This window comes from Thalassobacillus sp. C254 (genome assembly GCF_001310615.1).
In genome coordinates, this window is sequence record NZ_BAXQ01000033.1 from 1 (window position 1) to 17,847 (window position 17,847).

19 protein-coding genes and 1 pseudogene are annotated in these 17,847 nt (G+C 41.2%); 19 read left to right on the plus strand and 1 reads right to left on the minus strand.

Annotated features, from left to right (window positions below; translation table 11 throughout):
• The 19 genes and pseudogenes from JCM19033_RS19810 to JCM19033_RS22750 all read left to right on the plus strand — a co-directional run.
• Positions 1 to 2,026 (plus strand): VirD4-like conjugal transfer protein, CD1115 family (locus JCM19033_RS19810; protein ID WP_054637615.1); only part of this gene is annotated, 2,026 nt, incomplete at its 5' end.
• Positions 1,995 to 2,222 carry a hypothetical protein gene (locus JCM19033_RS19815; RefSeq protein ID WP_054637616.1) on the plus strand — a complete coding sequence of 76 codons (228 nt, stop codon included), beginning with the start codon at positions 1,995 to 1,997 and terminating at the stop codon, positions 2,220 to 2,222. The genes JCM19033_RS19810 and JCM19033_RS19815, both read left to right, overlap by 32 nt.
• Before the next feature lie 13 nt (positions 2,223 to 2,235).
• Positions 2,236 to 5,481, plus strand: a complete 3,246-nt coding sequence (locus JCM19033_RS19820; RefSeq protein WP_054637617.1) for a pLS20_p028 family conjugation system transmembrane protein — start codon at positions 2,236 to 2,238, stop codon at positions 5,479 to 5,481.
• Complete coding sequence (locus tag JCM19033_RS19825) at positions 5,482 to 5,826, plus strand: DUF5592 family protein (protein WP_054637618.1); 345 nt, start codon at positions 5,482 to 5,484, stop codon at positions 5,824 to 5,826. It begins immediately after the preceding gene.
• Complete coding sequence (locus tag JCM19033_RS24565; protein WP_054637619.1) at positions 5,810 to 6,460, plus strand: hypothetical protein; 651 nt, start codon at positions 5,810 to 5,812, stop codon at positions 6,458 to 6,460. Before JCM19033_RS19825 ends, JCM19033_RS24565 begins: the two co-directional genes overlap by 17 nt.
• A 15-nt stretch (positions 6,461 to 6,475) precedes the next feature.
• A pseudogene (locus JCM19033_RS26755) lies at positions 6,476 to 8,415 on the plus strand (VirB4 family type IV secretion system protein).
• 3 nt (positions 8,416 to 8,418) lie between these two features.
• Complete coding sequence (locus JCM19033_RS19840; RefSeq protein ID WP_157049990.1) at positions 8,419 to 9,498, plus strand: bifunctional lytic transglycosylase/C40 family peptidase; 1,080 nt, start codon at positions 8,419 to 8,421, stop codon at positions 9,496 to 9,498.
• Between the two features lie 17 nt (positions 9,499 to 9,515).
• Positions 9,516 to 10,088, plus strand: coding sequence for a hypothetical protein (locus JCM19033_RS19845; protein ID WP_054637621.1), 573 nt, complete (start codon positions 9,516 to 9,518; stop codon positions 10,086 to 10,088).
• Between the two features lie 15 nt (positions 10,089 to 10,103).
• Positions 10,104 to 10,745, plus strand: a complete 642-nt coding sequence (locus JCM19033_RS19850; RefSeq protein WP_054637622.1) for a hypothetical protein — start codon at positions 10,104 to 10,106, stop codon at positions 10,743 to 10,745.
• 554 nt (positions 10,746 to 11,299) lie between these two features.
• Positions 11,300 to 11,560, plus strand: coding sequence for a hypothetical protein (locus tag JCM19033_RS19855; RefSeq protein ID WP_054637623.1), 261 nt, complete (start codon positions 11,300 to 11,302; stop codon positions 11,558 to 11,560).
• A complete protein-coding gene (gene mobP2, locus JCM19033_RS19860) occupies positions 11,557 to 12,615 on the plus strand; it encodes a MobP2 family relaxase (RefSeq protein ID WP_054637624.1) in 1,059 nt (352 codons plus the stop codon). Before JCM19033_RS19855 ends, mobP2 begins: the two co-directional genes overlap by 4 nt.
• 108 nt (positions 12,616 to 12,723) lie before the next feature.
• Entirely contained in the window at positions 12,724 to 12,864 is a 141-nt protein-coding gene (locus JCM19033_RS23855) for a hypothetical protein (RefSeq protein ID WP_157049991.1), read from the plus strand.
• A 106-nt stretch (positions 12,865 to 12,970) separates the two neighbouring features.
• Positions 12,971 to 13,171 (plus strand): hypothetical protein, encoded by a 201-nt coding sequence (locus JCM19033_RS19865; protein ID WP_054637625.1) that lies wholly within the window; start codon positions 12,971 to 12,973, stop codon positions 13,169 to 13,171.
• A 1-nt stretch (position 13,172) separates the two neighbouring features.
• A complete protein-coding gene (locus JCM19033_RS19870; protein WP_054637626.1) occupies positions 13,173 to 13,448 on the plus strand; it encodes a hypothetical protein in 276 nt (91 codons plus the stop codon).
• 20 nt (positions 13,449 to 13,468) lie between these two features.
• Positions 13,469 to 13,672 carry a hypothetical protein gene (locus JCM19033_RS19875; protein ID WP_054637627.1) on the plus strand — a complete coding sequence of 68 codons (204 nt, stop codon included), beginning with the start codon at positions 13,469 to 13,471 and terminating at the stop codon, positions 13,670 to 13,672.
• A 23-nt stretch (positions 13,673 to 13,695) separates the two neighbouring features.
• A complete protein-coding gene (locus JCM19033_RS19880; RefSeq protein WP_054637628.1) occupies positions 13,696 to 14,502 on the plus strand; it encodes an ArdC-like ssDNA-binding domain-containing protein in 807 nt (268 codons plus the stop codon).
• Positions 14,499 to 15,617, plus strand: coding sequence for an LPD25 domain-containing protein (locus JCM19033_RS19885; protein WP_054637629.1), 1,119 nt, complete (start codon positions 14,499 to 14,501; stop codon positions 15,615 to 15,617). The genes JCM19033_RS19880 and JCM19033_RS19885 overlap by 4 nt, the downstream gene beginning before the upstream one ends.
• Before the next feature lie 154 nt (positions 15,618 to 15,771).
• Positions 15,772 to 16,119 (plus strand): hypothetical protein, encoded by a 348-nt coding sequence (locus JCM19033_RS22745; RefSeq protein ID WP_083465613.1) that lies wholly within the window; start codon positions 15,772 to 15,774, stop codon positions 16,117 to 16,119.
• A 26-nt stretch (positions 16,120 to 16,145) separates the two neighbouring features.
• Positions 16,146 to 16,730: a toprim domain-containing protein gene (locus JCM19033_RS22750; protein ID WP_083465614.1), complete on the plus strand. Its 585-nt coding sequence runs from the start codon at positions 16,146 to 16,148 to the stop codon at positions 16,728 to 16,730.
• A gap of 391 nt (positions 16,731 to 17,121) precedes the next feature.
• Here JCM19033_RS22750 and JCM19033_RS19900 read toward each other — a convergent pair whose 3' ends face one another.
• On the minus strand, positions 17,122 to 17,514 hold the full coding sequence (locus JCM19033_RS19900) for a hypothetical protein (protein WP_054637631.1): 393 nt from the start codon (positions 17,512 to 17,514) through the stop codon (positions 17,122 to 17,124).
• Positions 17,515 to 17,847 lie beyond the last annotated feature (333 nt).

Here is a 17,847-nt window from a genome sequence, read left to right on the forward strand (position 1 = left end):
GTTGTACGCCACGTCAAAAGAAACCCTGGAAAAACGGGGTTATCATGTAGAAGTCTTAAACTTGGTCGATCCGTTACAGTCGATGTCTTATCAAGTGCTTCAGATCGTGATAGATGCTTACGAAGAAGGAAACATGGCAAAAGCTGAACAATACGCCAAAACCATTTCCACGATGTTATATAGTGATCCGGCAGCTAAAGATAAATTCTGGCAAGATAGCGCCAGTGCATTATGCACGGCCTTAATTCTTGGGTTGTGTGAGAAAAATATACCTCACCACAAAGAGAAAATCACCATGTATACGGTGGCTAATACGTTAAATGAATTGGCTGCCGAACAAGAAGAAGATGAAGTAAATGGGAAAATGATCACTGGCTTGGATAAATTCTTTGACAGTCTGCCGGAACATCACCCGGCAAAGTTACAATACGCCACGGTGAAATTTGCGTCCGGGGCCGGTCAAACGGTGGCTGGTATCTTTGCCAATGCGTTTGATAAATTAAATATTTTCACCCTTACTCCTATTGCCAAAATGACATCGAAATCCTCCTTTGACATGAAGAAAGTGGGCTTTGGAAAGGTGATGTCGGGCCGAACAATGCCTTTATCACGGGTCACAGTTCACTTTCGGAAAGGTTCTGCCAGTGTTCGCACCGATCACAATGGCCTGTTTACCATTTCTCATGATCAAAAGATCAAAGTGGATGATTCGATCACTTTAAAGGTGGAAAAGACAGACATTTTCCTAGAACTCAAGGTCACATCCATTCAGGAACAAAGTGGTGTGGTTCATTATGAAGTGATGCAGGAGAAAACAGACGAGGAACACGGCTTGTCTATCGAACGGTGGGAACAGTTTGAAAAACCCACGGCCTTGTTTATGATCACGCCAGATTATGACTCTTCTCTTCATGTGATTGCTTCCTTATATATCAAACAGTTATATACCGAAGTGGCTCGAACCGCCAGTACCACAAAAGGGGGAAAGTGCTTACGAGAAGTGATTTTTATTTTAGACGAATTTGGAAACATGCCGGCGATTGAAGATATGGGGTCAATTATTACCGTCTGCCTGGGCCGGAACATTCGTTTTAACCTGGTGATTCAAGCTTACTCTCAACTGGAACACAAATACGATAAACAATGGAAAACCATAGATGGGAATTGCGCCAACACCCTCTATATTTTAACCACGGAAAATGAGACAGCTGAAGCCATTAGTAAAAAGCTAGGAGAACGAACCATTGCCTCTCATAGTCGTTCCGGTGGAACGTTGTCTTTCAAGAAAAGTAAGACCGAAGGAACAGACGGACGAAGACTTTTAACAGCGACAGAACTCATGCAGCTGGAAGAAGGGGAAATGGTGGTCATTCGAGGGATTAAGCGACAAGACCAAAAACGAAAGAAAATTAAAGCCTACCCGGTGTACAACAGAGGAAAAACCCGGATGAAATACCGTTTTGAATACTTGGCTGATGACTTTGATAATTCCCGGTCGATTAATGATATTGATATTTCTTGTGACCACGCGCTGGTTTCCTTGAAAGAGATAACCTACCGGTTCCATGAAGAAGAAGAAAAACGACTCCGGGCAATAGAAGAAATGGAAGGAAGACAAGAAAAAGAAATTCCTCAAGATACTGAATCAGATCATGAATGTCAAGCTGAACCAGAGGAAGGTCCAGACGTGTTCAAAAAGGAATCAGAGATCCCAAAAGAAGAGCCATTACCGACAGAATCAGTGCCATCTTCTTTTGATCAGCTGCCATTAGCTGACATGTTTGAAGGAGAGCCAATTCTTCAAGTGATTTGGAAAAAAGTGAACGAAGAAAACCTTTATACACAACAAGAATTTGAAAGTTTGACGATGGAGGAATTCATCCAACTTCTCACAGATTTACGCCAACAAGGTCATGTCAAAGACCATATGTATCAAGTGGTGATAGAAAGTGTGGAAAAGAAAAAAACGGATTACGAGAGTGAGGAGAATGAGCATGAAAAAGAACCTAGTGCCGTTATCCAATAAGCATAGGAAAAAACAGCTTGAAGACGTGATTCAAAAACATGACGATCATATTCAAGAAACCGGCCTTGTGGTTCGTCTATTAGACGGCACATGCACAGTCACCTTAAACCCACAAAATGAAAAGTATGAAGTCTTTTGTGAACCCTTTGATCTTTCTCTTCCCTCCACACTGGATGAATTTCTCACACCAAAATAAGGGGGTGCAGTAAGTGAGTGAAGAAGAGATTTTGGATAAGCTGATTGAGTTTGGTGACTACCTCACCCTGGGAACCTTTTTTGATAACATCCTTCGCAACATTGGATGGACGCTTGTGTTAGGCATGGCTTGGATTATAGACTCGCTTGAAAACATTGCCGATACCATTTTGGGGTTACGGGTGTTTACAGAAAATCCAGAGATTCTAGCCTTTATCAATCAAATGCAGCCCCTTCTTATTGTGATGTTTGCCTTTAATATCTTGTTTATTGGTTATCTCTTAATCTTTCAAAAAGAGTTTAACCGGGCCGGGGTCTTTGCCAATGTATTTATGGCATTGGTCATCGTTGTGGCTCTTGGTTCAGGCATGGAACAGGGAAATGAATTTACCGGGGATGCGATAGATGCGATGAACCATGAAGACGGAGATCATGTCACCATGGCTAATCAAATCATTCAAGACAACCTTACAGATATTGGGGTTTTTGACCAAAATGGGTGGAACACGCCTGAGTTAGATGAACGAAACTATATTGAAACAAATCATGCTAGAGAGATTAATATAAATTCTTATCTCACTGAAGGAAGTCAGATTACAGCTGATGAACCTCTGTCTAGTGATGGAGAAGAAATATTAAACAATAAGGTTGTAACTTTTATTGATGGTTCAAGGTCTGTAGAAGAAATCGAAGATGGCGGCTGGATTACTGATATTTCACAAGAATATTATTACCGGTACACCGTGGACTGGATTAACTTACTCGGAACGCTTGGAATCATGTCCCTGGTGCTAATCACTGTCTCGGTAAAACTGGCACAGCTTTTCTTTGAGCTGACTTTTAACTATATCCTTGCGCCGTTTGTGGCAGCGTCAGATATGCATAGTGGCCAACGAATGAAGCAAGTGGTTCAAAACATCTTAAATATATTTCTCGTCACCATTATGGTCTTTCTCAGTTTGAAAGTGTACATGATCGGTACAAGTTTTCTTGGAGATCAACTGTCCGGATTACCGTATTTGATTGCCATGATTGGGCTTGCGGTGGCCGTTATGGGTGGCCCTAATATCGTGGAACGTCTCTTTGGCATTGACGCTGGGGCAAAATCCGGCTGGGGAGCCATTGCTGGGACATATGCGGTGGCCAAAGGAGCTACAGCCCTTGGAAAAGGGGCGATGGCAGCAGGCAAAGGGTTAGGCCTCGCTGGTGCTGGTGCAGCAGCAAGAAACGCCATGCAAGGGGCGAATGGCAAGAACGAAAATGTCGCCCATGCCGCAAATGACAAAGGAAATGCCTTTTCTTTTGGGAAAGGCACAAATCATCAACAAGGAAATGAACATGGACAAAGAACACCTATGGGAGAGAAAGAACATGTCTCTTCCCAAGCACAAAACAACAAGACGTCAGATCAACAAGGAAAAGGCTTTGGTGGGAGCCTTGAAACGTCAGCTCAGCAAGGTGGCACAGGAAACGAATCATCCTCTACCAATGAAACTCAGGGAAATGAACAGGGGAACAGCCGTGAATCTTCTTCTTCTATTCATGAAGATATGAAGCAAAAAGGAAAAGAAAACAGCTCAACTAAACCTCTCTCGTTGCATGAGGAAATGAAACAGAAAGGAGCCACATCAGCATCTGCCGCTAAACATACAGCAAATAATCCTTCATCTCCACCTGGTACAGGGGCGGTAGCCAATGAAGATAACAATGATAAAGGTAACAATCTTTCTTCCGTCAATGGCCAAAAAAGTGAGGGCATTCCTGCCACATCTTCTAAGGAATCCAGTGAACGTAGACCGGCTGTAGATAGTGAACCATCTACAGAAAGCAAAACAGATACCTCAAGTATTCAAGAGCAGAAACAAAGCAGGTCTCCTTCCTACACAACAACAACCAATGCGACAACTGGAAGAAGAGCTGAAAACACGGCTACCCATGCTGCAAACTCCGCAACAAACAACGTGGGTGCAAATACAGAGGGAGAAATGAAAACATCCTCTGTGAGAGATCAACAGCAGGTATCGGGTACAGGTCAAGTTGGCAACGAAATGATTGATCAACAAACAGATGTAAGCAGCGATGTTTCTTCTGGCACAGTCGAACAAGACGTACAATCTATCGCGAACCAACGAGACCAAGGAGGAAACCCAAGTACACAACAAGGAGCTGTGAATGCAGCGTCTGCGGCAACAGGCGGTGTTGCTGGAAATGTATCTTCACAGGGTGCTGTATCGCAAGGCGTTTCTGGAACCGTTGGAGCTTCTTCTACGAGTGGAGAAATGAAAACATCATCTGTGAGAGATCAACAACATGTGTCCGGTCAAACGGGTCAAGTCGGTAAAGAAGTCATAGATCAACAAACAGATGTAAACAGTGATGTTTCCTCTGGCACAGTCGAACAGGACGTGAAATCTAGCGTCAATCAACGAGATCAAGGAGGAAACCCAAGTACACAACTAGGAACCGTGAATGCAGCGTCTACGGAAACAGGCAGTGTTGCCGATAATGGATCTTCACCAGGTACTACTCACCTATCGCAAGGCGTTTCCGGGGCCGGAGAAATGTCTTTTTCTAGCCGTTCCAGTGGAGAAACGAAAACATCAACGGTTCGAAACACCCAGCGTCAACCGGGGCCATCTGGTGCCATGAACAAAGAGGTCATAGAAGAACAAAATGACATCATTCAAGATTCTGGTGAAGGAACCACCACAGAACAAGAAAGACACGTTATCACAAATGCCCGTCAAGAATCTTCTGGCGGAGCAAATCAAGTGAGACAAACAACGACGCACAGTGGAAGTTCTTCCTCGGGCTCTCCGTCTGGTGATTCATCCTCTGGCACGGTTTCTAGTGGAAGCAACGTTGTTGCCGGTGGAACTTCTTCTACCAGTGGAGAAATGAAAACATCAACAGTTCGAAACACCCAGCGTAAACCGGGACCATCTGGTGCCACGAACAAAGAGATCATCGAAGAACAAAACGATGTCATTCAAGACTCCGGTGGAGAAAATACCACAGAACAAGAAAGACACATTCTCACAACTACCCGTCAAGAATCTTCTGGTGGTTCTGATCAAGTTAGCCAAACAACGACTCATCATAGCCGTTCTACCGGCCATGAACAACCCCAACAAGACAAAGGATTCATAAACCAAAGTCCAACGGGGATGGGACGGTATCATATAGGCGGCCGAAAATCAGCAAAAACGATCAAACGAAATGTAAAAACCATGATTCCTAGAAAAAGAAAGGGTGAGTAGGTGGCCAATTATCGAATTCCCCAACACGTATCCAGTGAGCTCAAAATCAATAAGGTGCTTTACCTGACTGATCTTGGCATTCTCATGGGGCTGCTTCTTTTTACTTTTGTCATGAGTAACCTTGTCCACTCTTCCATTGTATGGTTTTTTTATCTCTTTATGCTCTTGGTGGCAGGACTGGTGATCATTCGTCCAGTCACCAACCCCAAAAAAAGGATTTATGAAGCCTTGTACTTGGCGGTGCGGAGAAGAAAAGACACGTATCTTGCGATTGACTATGTAGTGGAGGAAGTAGATGAAAAGAATCATCAAAAGGATGGTGAAGTAGATGGCCATATTCGATGAAAAAAATAAAAAAGGAAGGCTAAAGAAAAGTCCCTCACAGGGGACTTCTATTTTTGTCGAAGCCAACAAGGAACCAAAAAAAGTAGAGCCAGAAAAGAAAGTGAAGGTAAAACAGAGCTTTGCGGAAATCGCTCCAGTGATCGACATCACCGGGAACGGTTTCTTTCAACTGTCTGATCATGCCGGTTATATGGAAATTGTCCAGGTTTCCTCTACCGATATTTACGCCTTAAACAATGAAGACAAAGAGAAGACCATTACCTTAGAAGCCTTTTTCTATCAGTGGTATCATCCCGATTTTAAAATCATTCCGTTAAACTTTCCTGTTGATACATCAAGGCAGCAGCGTTTCATTCAAAAGAAACTCGATCGGACCACAAATAGCCAGTACCGTTTATTCCTAGAACAAAAACTACGAGAGCTTCAGTTTATTGAAACAGAACGGTCGAATCGAGAATTTTATATGTTCATTTATGCCGATGATGAATACACTTTGCGCTCCCGGGTGAACGATGTGGCCAGTCAAAAGAACATGGTTAGTCCTATCATCCGATTAAGTGAGGAAAAGAAGATGAACATTCTGTATAAATTAAGCAACCTAAACACGAAATACCGAAGTACGAAAGGAGAGTAAGGCATGTTACAAGCCATGTTACACAAAATTCGCCCGAAAACATCCATCCCTTCTACCAAAGATGTTGGCTATAATCCTATTTGCTCTCGGAGATTCAACACAAGGGGCATACGATTCGAAGAATCGTATATCAGAAAAGGGGATGGCTACGAGGCGTGTATTCATGTGTACGATTTCCAAACCATTGTTTCCGACTTTTGGCTCGAACAGATCATGAACATGCCCAATGTGGTGGCATGTTTGGATGTGACCACTCCGAATCGAAAAGAGATGATTACAAACATTAATAAAAGCATGGCCGAAGCCAAGACCAGAGGCTACCAGGCCAAAGACACAGCCGATGCCATTGATGCCAGTGAAAGCTTTGAAGAATTAAAAGATGTCTATAATGAAGTGAGACAAGGGGAAGTCTTAAAACGAATTCTTCTGCGGCTCTTTATTTACGCAAAAACGGCAGATGAATTGGAACGAACAGCCAAAGAAGTGATCAATAACTTAGAATCCATGAATTTTCGAGGAAGCATTTTCTTAAATGAACAAGAGTATGAATGGGACGGGTTATTTAAAAGCTTTTCCTCCCAACAAACCTATGCAAATAAGCGAAAAGGGATAGAAATACCGGCCTTGTCGCTGGCTGGTGGCTATCCCTTTCATTTTACCTCACTAGATGATCCATACGGTACGCATTACGGCACAACTGACACAAATGGAAACGTGATTTTTGATCTGTTTCACCGGGACGACAAGCGAAAATCCTATAATGCGTTAATGATTGGGAAAATGGGGTCCGGTAAATCCACGCTCTTAAAAAAGGTGGCACTCGATAACGCCATCAAAGGCCATAAAGTCCGAATCCTTGATATTACCGGTGAATTTGAAGGCTTAACCCATGCATTAGATGGAAAAGTGATTGCCCTGGATGGAACAGACGGTTCTATTAATCCTCTTCACGTATACAAAGCTGCGACAGATGACAAAGGGGTGGCCAATGAACGTATTTCGTTTACTCAGCACTTATCCAAACTAAGCGTCTTCTACCGATTTTTAAATCCTGACGTTAGCAATGAAGAAATCAAAGAATATGAAAATCTTCTTCGGAAACTGTACGTCAGTAAAGGCTTATGGTCGGATGATGAAAATGAAACCCAGCCCATTACCGACTTAAAAGCCACAGAATACCCGGTTTTCTCTGACTTCTTAGAGTTGCTTCAAAACGAGTTGTATACAGACGTTGAAACGCAACAAGTGAATGACAGCATTAGTGAACACAAACGAGAGCGACTTGAAAATATTGAGCTAAATATTGCGAACGTGGTGCAAAACTACGCTGATCTCTTTAACACGCATTCCAGTATTGATGATTTTGATTCGGAAGAGTTTGTGTCGTTTCCTCTTCGCAACCTTTCCGAACTCAAGCCTGAAATCTTTCAGGCACAACTCTTTAACGTCATGAACATGCTGTGGGATGGTATGTTAAGCAATGGCCAGCCCCAATTTAAAGCCTTTAATAAACACAAATTGGAATTTGAAGATGCCATAAGGTATTTGATTTTGATTGATGAAGCTCACCATATTATCAATACCCGAAAGGTAGTGAGTACGGCGTTCAATACCTTCAGCGTTTCATGAGAGAAGCCAGAAAATACTTTGGTGGGATCTTCTTTGCCAGTCATGTCATTAGTGATTTTGTTCCAGATAATGCCACGCAAAGTGCAGCTGAAGAAGTCAAAAAGCTCTTTGGCTTAACCCAATATAAATTTATTGCCGAACAAGATAGTGAATCCCTATTGAAGCTTAAAGATATTTTCATGGGGCAGTTAAACGATTCTGAATTAAATCAAATTCCATATCTACAACGAGGGCAAGTGATTCTTTCCATTTCCTCTGTGAAAAACATCAAGATGAATGTGGATGTCTCGCAAGATGAACTTGATCTCTTTGGTGGGGGTGCATAACTCGTGAGGGGGTTCTTTGCTCTAGTGGCAAGAATGGCTCTTTTCTTCGCCACGTTAAAAGCCAGAATCATCTTATTTGCATCTCTGATCATTGTGGGACTTGCCACAATTTTTATTGTTGGGGTGTTTCAAGCCTTAGTGGGAAGTAGTGATTCTACACCTGAGGGTGAATTTGATTTTGCCTCTGGCGGGACCCAGAATCTAGCCCCGGAGGTTGAAGAACTACGTCCCTTATTTGAAAAGTACGCAGACCTTCACGGAATACCTGATCACGTGGATCTACTCATGGCAAAGACCATGCAGGAATCCGGTGGCCGTCTGGCCGATGTGATGCAGGCCAGTGAATCTTTAGGGCTTCCTCCTAATACGATTCGTGATCAAGAAGAAAGCATTGATGTCGGCACAAGGTATTTTGCCCAAGTGCTGGAACAAGCAAACGGTGATGAAAAATTAGCCTTGCAAGCCTATAATTTTGGCCACGGGTTTATTGATTATGCGAATGAACACAACAACGGAGAGTATTCCAAGGAGCTTGCCATTGATTTTTCCAGAGAACAATATCAACGGGTTAAGGATACCGGAAACTATTCATGTATCCGTCCAGAAAGCGCGGAAACCGGAGCATGTTACGGCGATATAGGATACGTTGATGCGGTCATGTCTTACATGCAGCCAACACTTGCTGACGGAGAATTTGAAGAAGTCATTGAAGTGGGCGCACAGTGGATTGGCAACTCAGAATATGTTTTTGGGGGAGGGAGAACCAGAGCAGAACAAGAACAAGGATTGTTTGATTGTTCGTCCTTTGTTCATTGGGCCTACGAACAGGTAGGCATTGAGTTAGGACACTTTACATCCGTTTCAACCGATACCCTCAAGCATAAAGGACAAGCAGTCCCGGTGAACGAGATTCAACCCGGTGACCTTGTCTTTTTTGATACCTATAAACTGGATGGCCACGTCGGCATCTATGTCGGGGACGGTCAATATATTGGCGCACAAAGCAGCACCGGTGTGGCAATTGAAAGCATGGAAGATGGATTTTGGGGTGACGTGTTTAATGGACGTGTGAGAAGAATTTAGGAAAGGAGAACATCATTATGGATAGCAACAAAGCATTCAAATATGTCTCAGTGATCGCCCTCTCTTTTCTATTAGTCGGAAACGGTGCTCTCTTCTTTGCCAATAACGGGGATGAAAAGGAAGCTACCATTTCCGAAGCACAATCAGATGAATTACATGACCTACGAGAAGAAAATGAACGACTACGATATTTGGAAGAATATGAATCTCCAACAGCGAGAGAACAACTATTTCAGGAGGTAGAAAAACAGTCCAAACGGTTTATTTCTTCTATCTTTGAACAAAATGCTGACACGTATCAAGAACAAAAAGCAGAAGCCGAAAACGTGATGAATGAAGACTTGATGGATCGCTTTTTTGCGGCTGATATGTACGGGGAACAACAAGTGGAAACGTCCATTGATGAAGCTCATTATTACTTTGAGAACCTTGAGAAGAACCGTGGTGAGGTGGATGTTGTGATGGATGTTACTCATACCATTCACTACGTTCAAACCAATCAAGAAGATCAGTCCCGTGCCTTTATCCGGGTCACATTTGAACGAGAACATGACCAATGGATAGCCACAGACATTCAAGATGTCTCATAACAAAGGAGGGGTTTCATGCTCAATAAAGACCGAATCAATCTACGAAAAAAGGTAAGCTGGGTGTACTATGTCGGGCTCAGTTTTGTCATGGCTGGACTGTTCTTTTTTCTCACCTCCGGCTTTTACATGGAAGAAGAGTTGGAGGTGTTAGCTTCCCCGGTGGGAGAAGATATTCGCATTACGTCAGGCACAAACATTGAAATTGTTGATTGGATTTATGAACCGGAAGCAAACGAAATGGAAGTGATTCTTGATTTGAATGATTACCGATACGAGATGGATTCCATCGAGTACCTGGCGATCCAGCGTTCCGATTTAAACGAAGTAACGACTCAAACGGTTATTGAATATGAAAGCTACGTGGTCTTAAAACTGGAAGATTTGGACCCAGACTTCAAACAAATTTCTCTTCAATTATGGAGAGAAGGAGAAGAAAATGAGGACGGGGAACAGGACATGAATCGGTTAGTCACCATTTACTCCGATCAAAGAGAAGTGAAAACAGGAACAATATCGATTAGTAAAAGTGATCAAGGGTTACGGTACATTACAGCTCTCTTAATTGAGAGAAGTGAAGAAACAGTGGAGCAACTGGAAAATCACATTGAGGAAACTGAAGATGAAATGGTTTCTTTGGAAGAACAAAACAGGAGTTGAGAGACCAGCAAAACTATCAGACAGAAGATGAAAAAGAAAGAGAAATCATCATATCAACGCTCTAGAGATTGAACAAAACGAACTGGAAACAGAGGTAGAACAAACCCAAGAACAAATCGAAATAGAAGAAGAACGGATGGAAAACTATATCCAAAGAGAACGACATTCTTCTCTCACTTCTTCTTAAATCCGATCAGTTATCATTTCGGTTTTGGTTCAAAACCTGATCATCATTTCTTCAAAATCGTGATCAGAAAATAAACAAGAAAGCAGTCATATCCCTTCGGAAATGGCTGTTTTATAGTTCATAGAATGACTGTTCACCCTGCACAAACTGTGCAATCGAAGAAACTAAGGTATGCACAAACTATGTAACTTCCCTTAAAAGGTATGCACAAACTATGCAATTGAAGGAACTTACATGATATCACCTCAAAATCAGGCTCTGCCTGATATATCACCTTTGGTGATATCATTTTTCCCTTATGCTCTTTCTCTCTATATCGGTCCTGTCTCCATATATAGGGGGAATTCAGAAGAAAAGAGGTATGTCGATGGATATTCTTTTAAGAAATCTAAACCCTGTGGTAATCAAAAGCATTGATGAAAGAGCCAAAAAGAGTAAGCAATCCCGACAAGAATTTTTAAAAAGTATGATCGAAAACTATACCATGCTTCACGACTTGAATGATCGAGAGCTTGCACTCAAAACTACACTGGATAAAAGTACAGAAGTGATTGTGTCCATGCAGCACCAGCTAGAAAAAAATAATGAATTGCTTTCTTTACTACTAGAAGAAGAGGAAGAAGAATGACGGCAGCCGGTTATAAAGAAGCTGCGGTGATTGTGACCTCCCGGTTTGTTCAACCGGGAAGCTCTAGCTTTAATGAATACGTCAATTACATTGATCGAGAAGAAGCAAAACAATCATCAAAGTATGCAATGTATAACGAGTATATGGATGATGAAGAAAAAGCCACATCCCTATTTACAGAATCACATGATCGGTTAGATCAAGAACACAAAGAAAAGGTAAAAGATGCATTCAAGACTGGCCAAAATCGAGGAAGCATTTTGTATCAGGATGTAGTGTCGTTTGATAACAAATGGCTTGAAGATAACGGTATCTATAACCGGAAAACAAAAACTGTAGATGAACAACGGTTAAAAGATATTACTCGGGTTGCCATGAAAGACATGCACGAAAAAAACAACATGGGAAATAATCTTGTCTGGTCAGGAGCGATTCATCATAACACCGACAACATTCATATTCACCTAGCCACCGTTGATTTATCCCCACCAGAAGATCAACGAGGAAAACGAAAACAAAAAACTCTTGATCAGTTTAAGTCGGTCTACATTCATAAAATCAATGACCGGTCAAAAGAATACCAACAGATTAATGATTTGATTCGAAAAGACATCGTAAACAAGAAAAAAGAGACAAAAACGTTTTCTACCTTTAACCGGAAATTTAAGAAGGATTTCATGACCATCTATAAACAACTGCCGGCTAACCGGAAGTATTGGAATTATGGTTACCAAACCATCAATCATGTAAAGCCAGAATTAAATAAACTAACAAAAAAATATGTCGAGACGTACCACAAAAAAAACATGGAAGAGTTAGAAAAAAGATTAGATAAAGAAGTGGAAATGTTAAAGAAGTCGTACGGAAAAGGAGGGAACCACCGGTACAAAAATTTTAAGAAAAACAAATTGACCGATTTAGAAAAGAGAATGGGAAACGCATTTCTTGCGGAAATGAGAGAGTACGATAAGAAAGTCAAAAAGGCAGAGCGTGCAAATCATTCAAAAGCCCAAAATAAAAACGTTTCAGACCATGAAACGAAATGCTGCCTTTAATCAAATGAGGTATGGGTTAGATCGGGCGATTCATTCAGAAATGAACAGTGGGAAAAATAAAGCTTCGTATGAAGAAATGCAGCGAAACATTGAAAGGGGTTATTCACGGTGAGAGAAGATGTAGTGAAAAGAGTGCGGATTTCAAAAGAAACCGAAGCATTTATGGATGAATTTGCAGAGCAAAAAGGGATTCAGCCTACCCATAAAAACAGAACGATAAATTTGATCGTGGAAGAATACAAAAAATGAAGGAAGAGGAAAAGTGGAGAGGACAGTTAGAAGAAAATGTGGTTGAAAAAGTGTCTGAAAATATTCAAAAGGAAGTTAGAAAAGAATTGTCTCGTATTTTACTAGGGTGAATAACACAGATCGAAATACACAAATCCTTCTTCAACTGATCAACGGAATGATGGTGAACATGAACATCAATAACATCATGACAACAGAGGATTTTGAAACCGATGGACTTAAAACAGCGAAAGAAAAAGTTCAACAAGACATTGCTCACCAGAAACAAAAACGTGATCATTATTACGCTAAAAAAGGAGGTGAATAATATGGAAGCAGTTCAGTATGAACATGCCTTTATTAAAGAGTTTGGAGAAAATGAAGCCATCGTGACGGCCGCTGGAAAGGATTATCACATCCTCTTAACCGATGAACAAACTGAAACTCTTCAAGGATTACTCTTAGAAGAAGAATTGGAATACGTCTTGTTTGATACAAAAGAGGAAGTGATTGTATTGGACGATGTATTACAAATGACTGAAAAGGATAATCCAGCCTTAGCCGATTTAGACGACGGACTCGATGAGGATGGCATCGTTAAGTAAGGAAGCAGAGGAGGGGAAATATGGATTTGCTTATTTTTGCAGCTATACTAGGTGGGTTTTTACTCGTTGCCTTCAATATTAAGAAGGTGGGTGAGAGGTTAATCCAAACTTTAGAACAAAAACAAAACGGCATAGACGAAGAACAGGTGGAAAGACGTCTTCAGGAAGTGAAAAGAAAAATGAAAGAAGACATCAGAAAAGAAATGGATCAGCGAAAGCAGTAACGGGAAAAAGGAGGAAGGGAATCATGGCTAGGTATAAACGAAAATCTAATGCGGAAAAGAAAAAAGAAATTGATCGGTTGACGGTAGAACGAAACAAACAAGTGGAATCCTATTTTCGTACTGAAGAGGATATGAAAGAGTATTTACGATTCATGGCAAAATTCTATGATTACTCTCCCCGTAACTCAGCTTTGATTCAAAGTCAGTTCCGGGGGGCTGAAGCTGTAGGAGGGTATAACTTCTGGAAGAAGGAAGGCTTTCAGGTTCAAAAAGGAGAAAAAGCGATTAAGATTTTGGTTCCTTCTCCGTACAAAACCTTTGAACGCGAACGTGAAGGGAAAACCTATCCGGTGAGTGTTCGGAGTGCCACAAAAGGAGAGAAGGCAGCCATAGACCGGGGAGAGATCAAAACAAAAGAACAGATGGGCTATACATCCGGAAATGTGTTTGATGTGTCGCAAACGGACGCAAAAGCTGAAGATTTACCGAAAGTGTTTCCAAACAAATGGCTCGATGGAAAGGTAGAAAACTACGAGAACATGTTTCAATCCTTACAACGGCTCGGCAAAAACATGGGCGTAGAAACCTTAGAACAGCCCTTAGATGGAAGGGAGTTAGGGGCAGTCAAAGGCGCTTATGTTGAATACCAGCAGCGTAATGCGGAAGGTGTGATGGAAGACAAGAGAGGGATTGAATTAAATCCACGAAATTCAGAGATTCAAAATCTCAAAACCATGATTCATGAATTGGCTCATGCTGATCTCCATAGCACAAAGTCGGGGGAAGGTATAACCGGACTCATGCTGAAAAGGAATTTCAAGCTGAAATGACAGCCTACACGGTGGCTTCCCATTTTAATATTGATACCAGTGAATACAGCTTGCAGTATTTGGACAATTATACCCGTGATGAAAGAGACATCGGGGATAAGCTAGAGTTGTTAGAGGAAGTCAAAGGAACCTCTTATAAATTTATTACTCATGTTGAAGAAGATATGGTAAAAGCCAAAGACAAAGAGTATGAAACAACAGAGGACGTACAAGACCGATTTGGTCATCTTCAAGTCATAATGCGAAATGAAGTCAAGCCGGTGTCTGATCTGTCACCTGAGGAATTCAAGTCTACTTTTCAGGCTAATGATGGGCGAAACATTCTGCAGGATAAACAATTTGAAAACAAAAGTGAAACAGAAACCATACAGACGTTCAATGCCTTAGAAAGCAACTGGAATGGAAGCAAAGATAATGTGAAATTGATGGATCCTAGCCAGAACGAACCACAATTTTATGTGGTCTGGTCGGAAAAAGAGCTGAATCAAAACATGATGAATGCCAAAGAAATGAATACGATGTTAGCCAAAGAAAACCTTCACAGTTTAGGTTCCGGTGGATATGATAAGACGAAAATCAACATGGTAGATTCCTCCGGTGTCCAAACGATTGACCGTATTGATTTAGGGGATGGCCATTATCATGATCTCCGAAGTCATGTGCAGCAAACAAACCCTCAAACTGCCAAACAAATCAGTGTTCATACCGATGCCTTACAAGGCATTTATACCAAAGAAGCTCTATCTCAAACGATTGAAAGCAATTACAGAGAACATTTCTATCAAAAAGATCGAAAGATCGAGGACCCCCATGATATCACTTTATCGGACCTGGCTATTCAAACCTCTACAGACTTTGCCCTAGATCATCAGTATTTATCTCCAAAGGATATCCAAGCTCTAAAAAAATCAGCCGAGGAAAACGTGTCTTCTCATGTAGATGAAATGAATACAACAAACAGTATGGTACATCTAAAAGGGCATTACACCACGTACACGAAAAAGCCCGGGACGAACAAAAAGGAACGCCAACGGAAGAAAAAATCATTGGCCGCATGGCTGCCGAAAATACGTATCACAAGGCAAAAAATAGTGCCTTGCAAGGAAACTATGTAGGGAAAGAGGACATTGCCAACCTGGAAAATCAAAACTCCATACAATCATCTTCAAGTCTGGCTCGTGGATCTTCTACCAAAGATTCCAAACAGCCAGACTTTCCTTTTGCCCAGAAACGTGTGAAGCAAAAAAACTCTGGCATGAGCCTATAAGGGTGGGAGCATTGACACGAGTGACAACCGATGAAATCAATCAAGCAAAAGAGGTTCGGATTATTGATTTAATGGAAGCAAACGGAATTAAGGCGACACAGGAAGGTCAAAGCTCTGAACCGTATTACCGGCTCACTGACCATGACAGTTTTGTGATCAAAGGGGAAAAGTTCTTCTGGAACAGCCAGCAAGAAGGAGGGTATGGGGCGATTAGTTTTGCCATGACCTATTATGACTTAAAATTTCCTGATGCGGTCAAACGGATTAATGAACATGAATACGCTCCGGTAAAAAGCCGGGGTGCAGCTGTGAAACATGAGCCTTCAAATACCCTCATTACTATGAAGTAAAAGAAACCGATAAGGTTCGAGGTTACTTGATTCATGAACGAAAGATAGATCATAGAGTGGTGGACTGGTGCTTGGAAAAAGATTTGATTGCCCAGGACAAGAAAGACAATGCGGTGTTTAAGTGGAAAAACAACCATGGAACAGTGGTGGGTGCTGATCGGCAAGGCACACAACCCATGAAAGACAAAGGAGGTTATTTTAAGGGCATGGTGGCCAGATCTCAAGAAAATGGCGGCTTTACCATTGATGTAGGGAAGAATCCTACCAAGGTGGCCGTGTTTGAATCTCCGATTGATCTGCTATCCTATTGGTCAGTGAAAAAAGAAAAAGTCCAAGATACCCGGATGGTCAGCATGGGTGGCTTAAAAATGGACTCGTTAAAACGAGCCATTAAAGATGCAGGGGAAAAGGGATATAAGATTGAAAAAGTCATATCGGCGGTAGATAACGATAAGGCTGGAAACCAATTTCATGAAAAGCTACAGTCTCTCTTGAAAGAAGACGTTCTGGTTGATCACCGGCCAACAGCGAAAGACTGGAACGATGAACGAAAGAACTCTCTTTCTAGTAGTAAAATGGTGAAGCAAAAACAAACGCAAATGGGTATGTAACCCGGATAGACGACGCCCCCTTCCTAACAAAAGGATGGGGGTTCTTCTTTAAATCATGAGAAGGGGTCGGTTTTTAGTGTTGGCTTCAATTTCAGACCAAACTCATATTCATGGTTGTTAGGGTTATTCAACAAGACTGACAAATCTTATATGTTGCTTGGAATCTTCATCGTATACAACCCTTTGCAATTTTCCTTTCTTAATTAAACACTCCACCTTATCAGATAAAACAGAAAAAGTTTTATCCGGGTCCCTTAACCTCTTTCCTTCTCCTTGATGTTTCTCAATAATAGGGGTGAGCTCCTGGTAAATGATCATGAAAACTCTTCTTTCGTCATGGTTTCCCTGCTTTCTTCTGAAGTCCTATTCATCAAAGTAGGGAAGGTATGGTTTATACTTTCAGTTTCCCATCATAGATTTTGTTGGACTTCGCTTGTGAAAGATACGAGAGCATGATTTCCCCAACTCTCTTTTTGATATTGGCATTCATATAACGCATTCTGCCTTCATATCCTCTGCATTTATAGACAAATTCAGTAAACATGTCATCAGAATTCCTAGGTTCATGCCACATCTTCAAGCCTTTGGTATGCATTTTCTTTTTCACGTCTCTTAGATCAGCCCGAGCTAATAAAATGGCTTCGTCAATGAGATATGTATAGGGATGTTTTAATTTGAAAGGAGAGTTTTCAATGATTTTCATATCCCTTTCAAAATTTTTAATCACGTATGGAATTAAAATAAAAGAATCAAAAAGCTCAGCATCCTCATCTGTATGATTCATGATCATCCCTCACAATATAAGAACATTTGTTCTTATATTACCACAATAGAATAACGTTTATTCTTTCTTATGTAAAGTTCCATATTTTTGATGTTGGAGAGAGCTTATATTTTACAACTAATTTTAATCTTACACCCATTCTATATTATGTTTTATGACTTCATCCAAAAACTTAGGTTTTTAAGGTGGATATTAACCTTGGTAAAATGAATAATAACCTATTATTAAGGTATTAAGGTTATTATTTAGGTTAGTGGGGTGGGTGATAACATGAGTAAAAACGAAAACCTAGGTGAGGGTAACTTGGGTGAAAACATAGATAATATTGAACTG

Coding starts and splice junctions, on each gene's coding strand:
- JCM19033_RS19815 (WP_054637616.1), top strand. CDS start 1,995: ATGAAAAAGAACCTAGTGCCGTTATCCAATAAGCATAGGAAAAAACAG.
- JCM19033_RS24565 (WP_054637619.1), top strand. CDS start 5,810: ATGGCCATATTCGATGAAAAAAATAAAAAAGGAAGGCTAAAGAAAAGT.
- JCM19033_RS19845 (WP_054637621.1), top strand. CDS start 9,516: ATGGATAGCAACAAAGCATTCAAATATGTCTCAGTGATCGCCCTCTCT.
- JCM19033_RS19850 (WP_054637622.1), top strand. CDS start 10,104: ATGCTCAATAAAGACCGAATCAATCTACGAAAAAAGGTAAGCTGGGTG.
- JCM19033_RS19855 (WP_054637623.1), top strand. CDS start 11,300: ATGGATATTCTTTTAAGAAATCTAAACCCTGTGGTAATCAAAAGCATT.
- mobP2 (WP_054637624.1), top strand. CDS start 11,557: ATGACGGCAGCCGGTTATAAAGAAGCTGCGGTGATTGTGACCTCCCGG.
- JCM19033_RS19870 (WP_054637626.1), top strand. CDS start 13,173: ATGGAAGCAGTTCAGTATGAACATGCCTTTATTAAAGAGTTTGGAGAA.
- JCM19033_RS19875 (WP_054637627.1), top strand. CDS start 13,469: ATGGATTTGCTTATTTTTGCAGCTATACTAGGTGGGTTTTTACTCGTT.
- JCM19033_RS19880 (WP_054637628.1), top strand. CDS start 13,696: ATGGCTAGGTATAAACGAAAATCTAATGCGGAAAAGAAAAAAGAAATT.
- JCM19033_RS19885 (WP_054637629.1), top strand. CDS start 14,499: ATGACAGCCTACACGGTGGCTTCCCATTTTAATATTGATACCAGTGAA.
- JCM19033_RS19900 (WP_054637631.1), bottom strand. CDS start 17,514: ATGAATCATACAGATGAGGATGCTGAGCTTTTTGATTCTTTTATTTTA.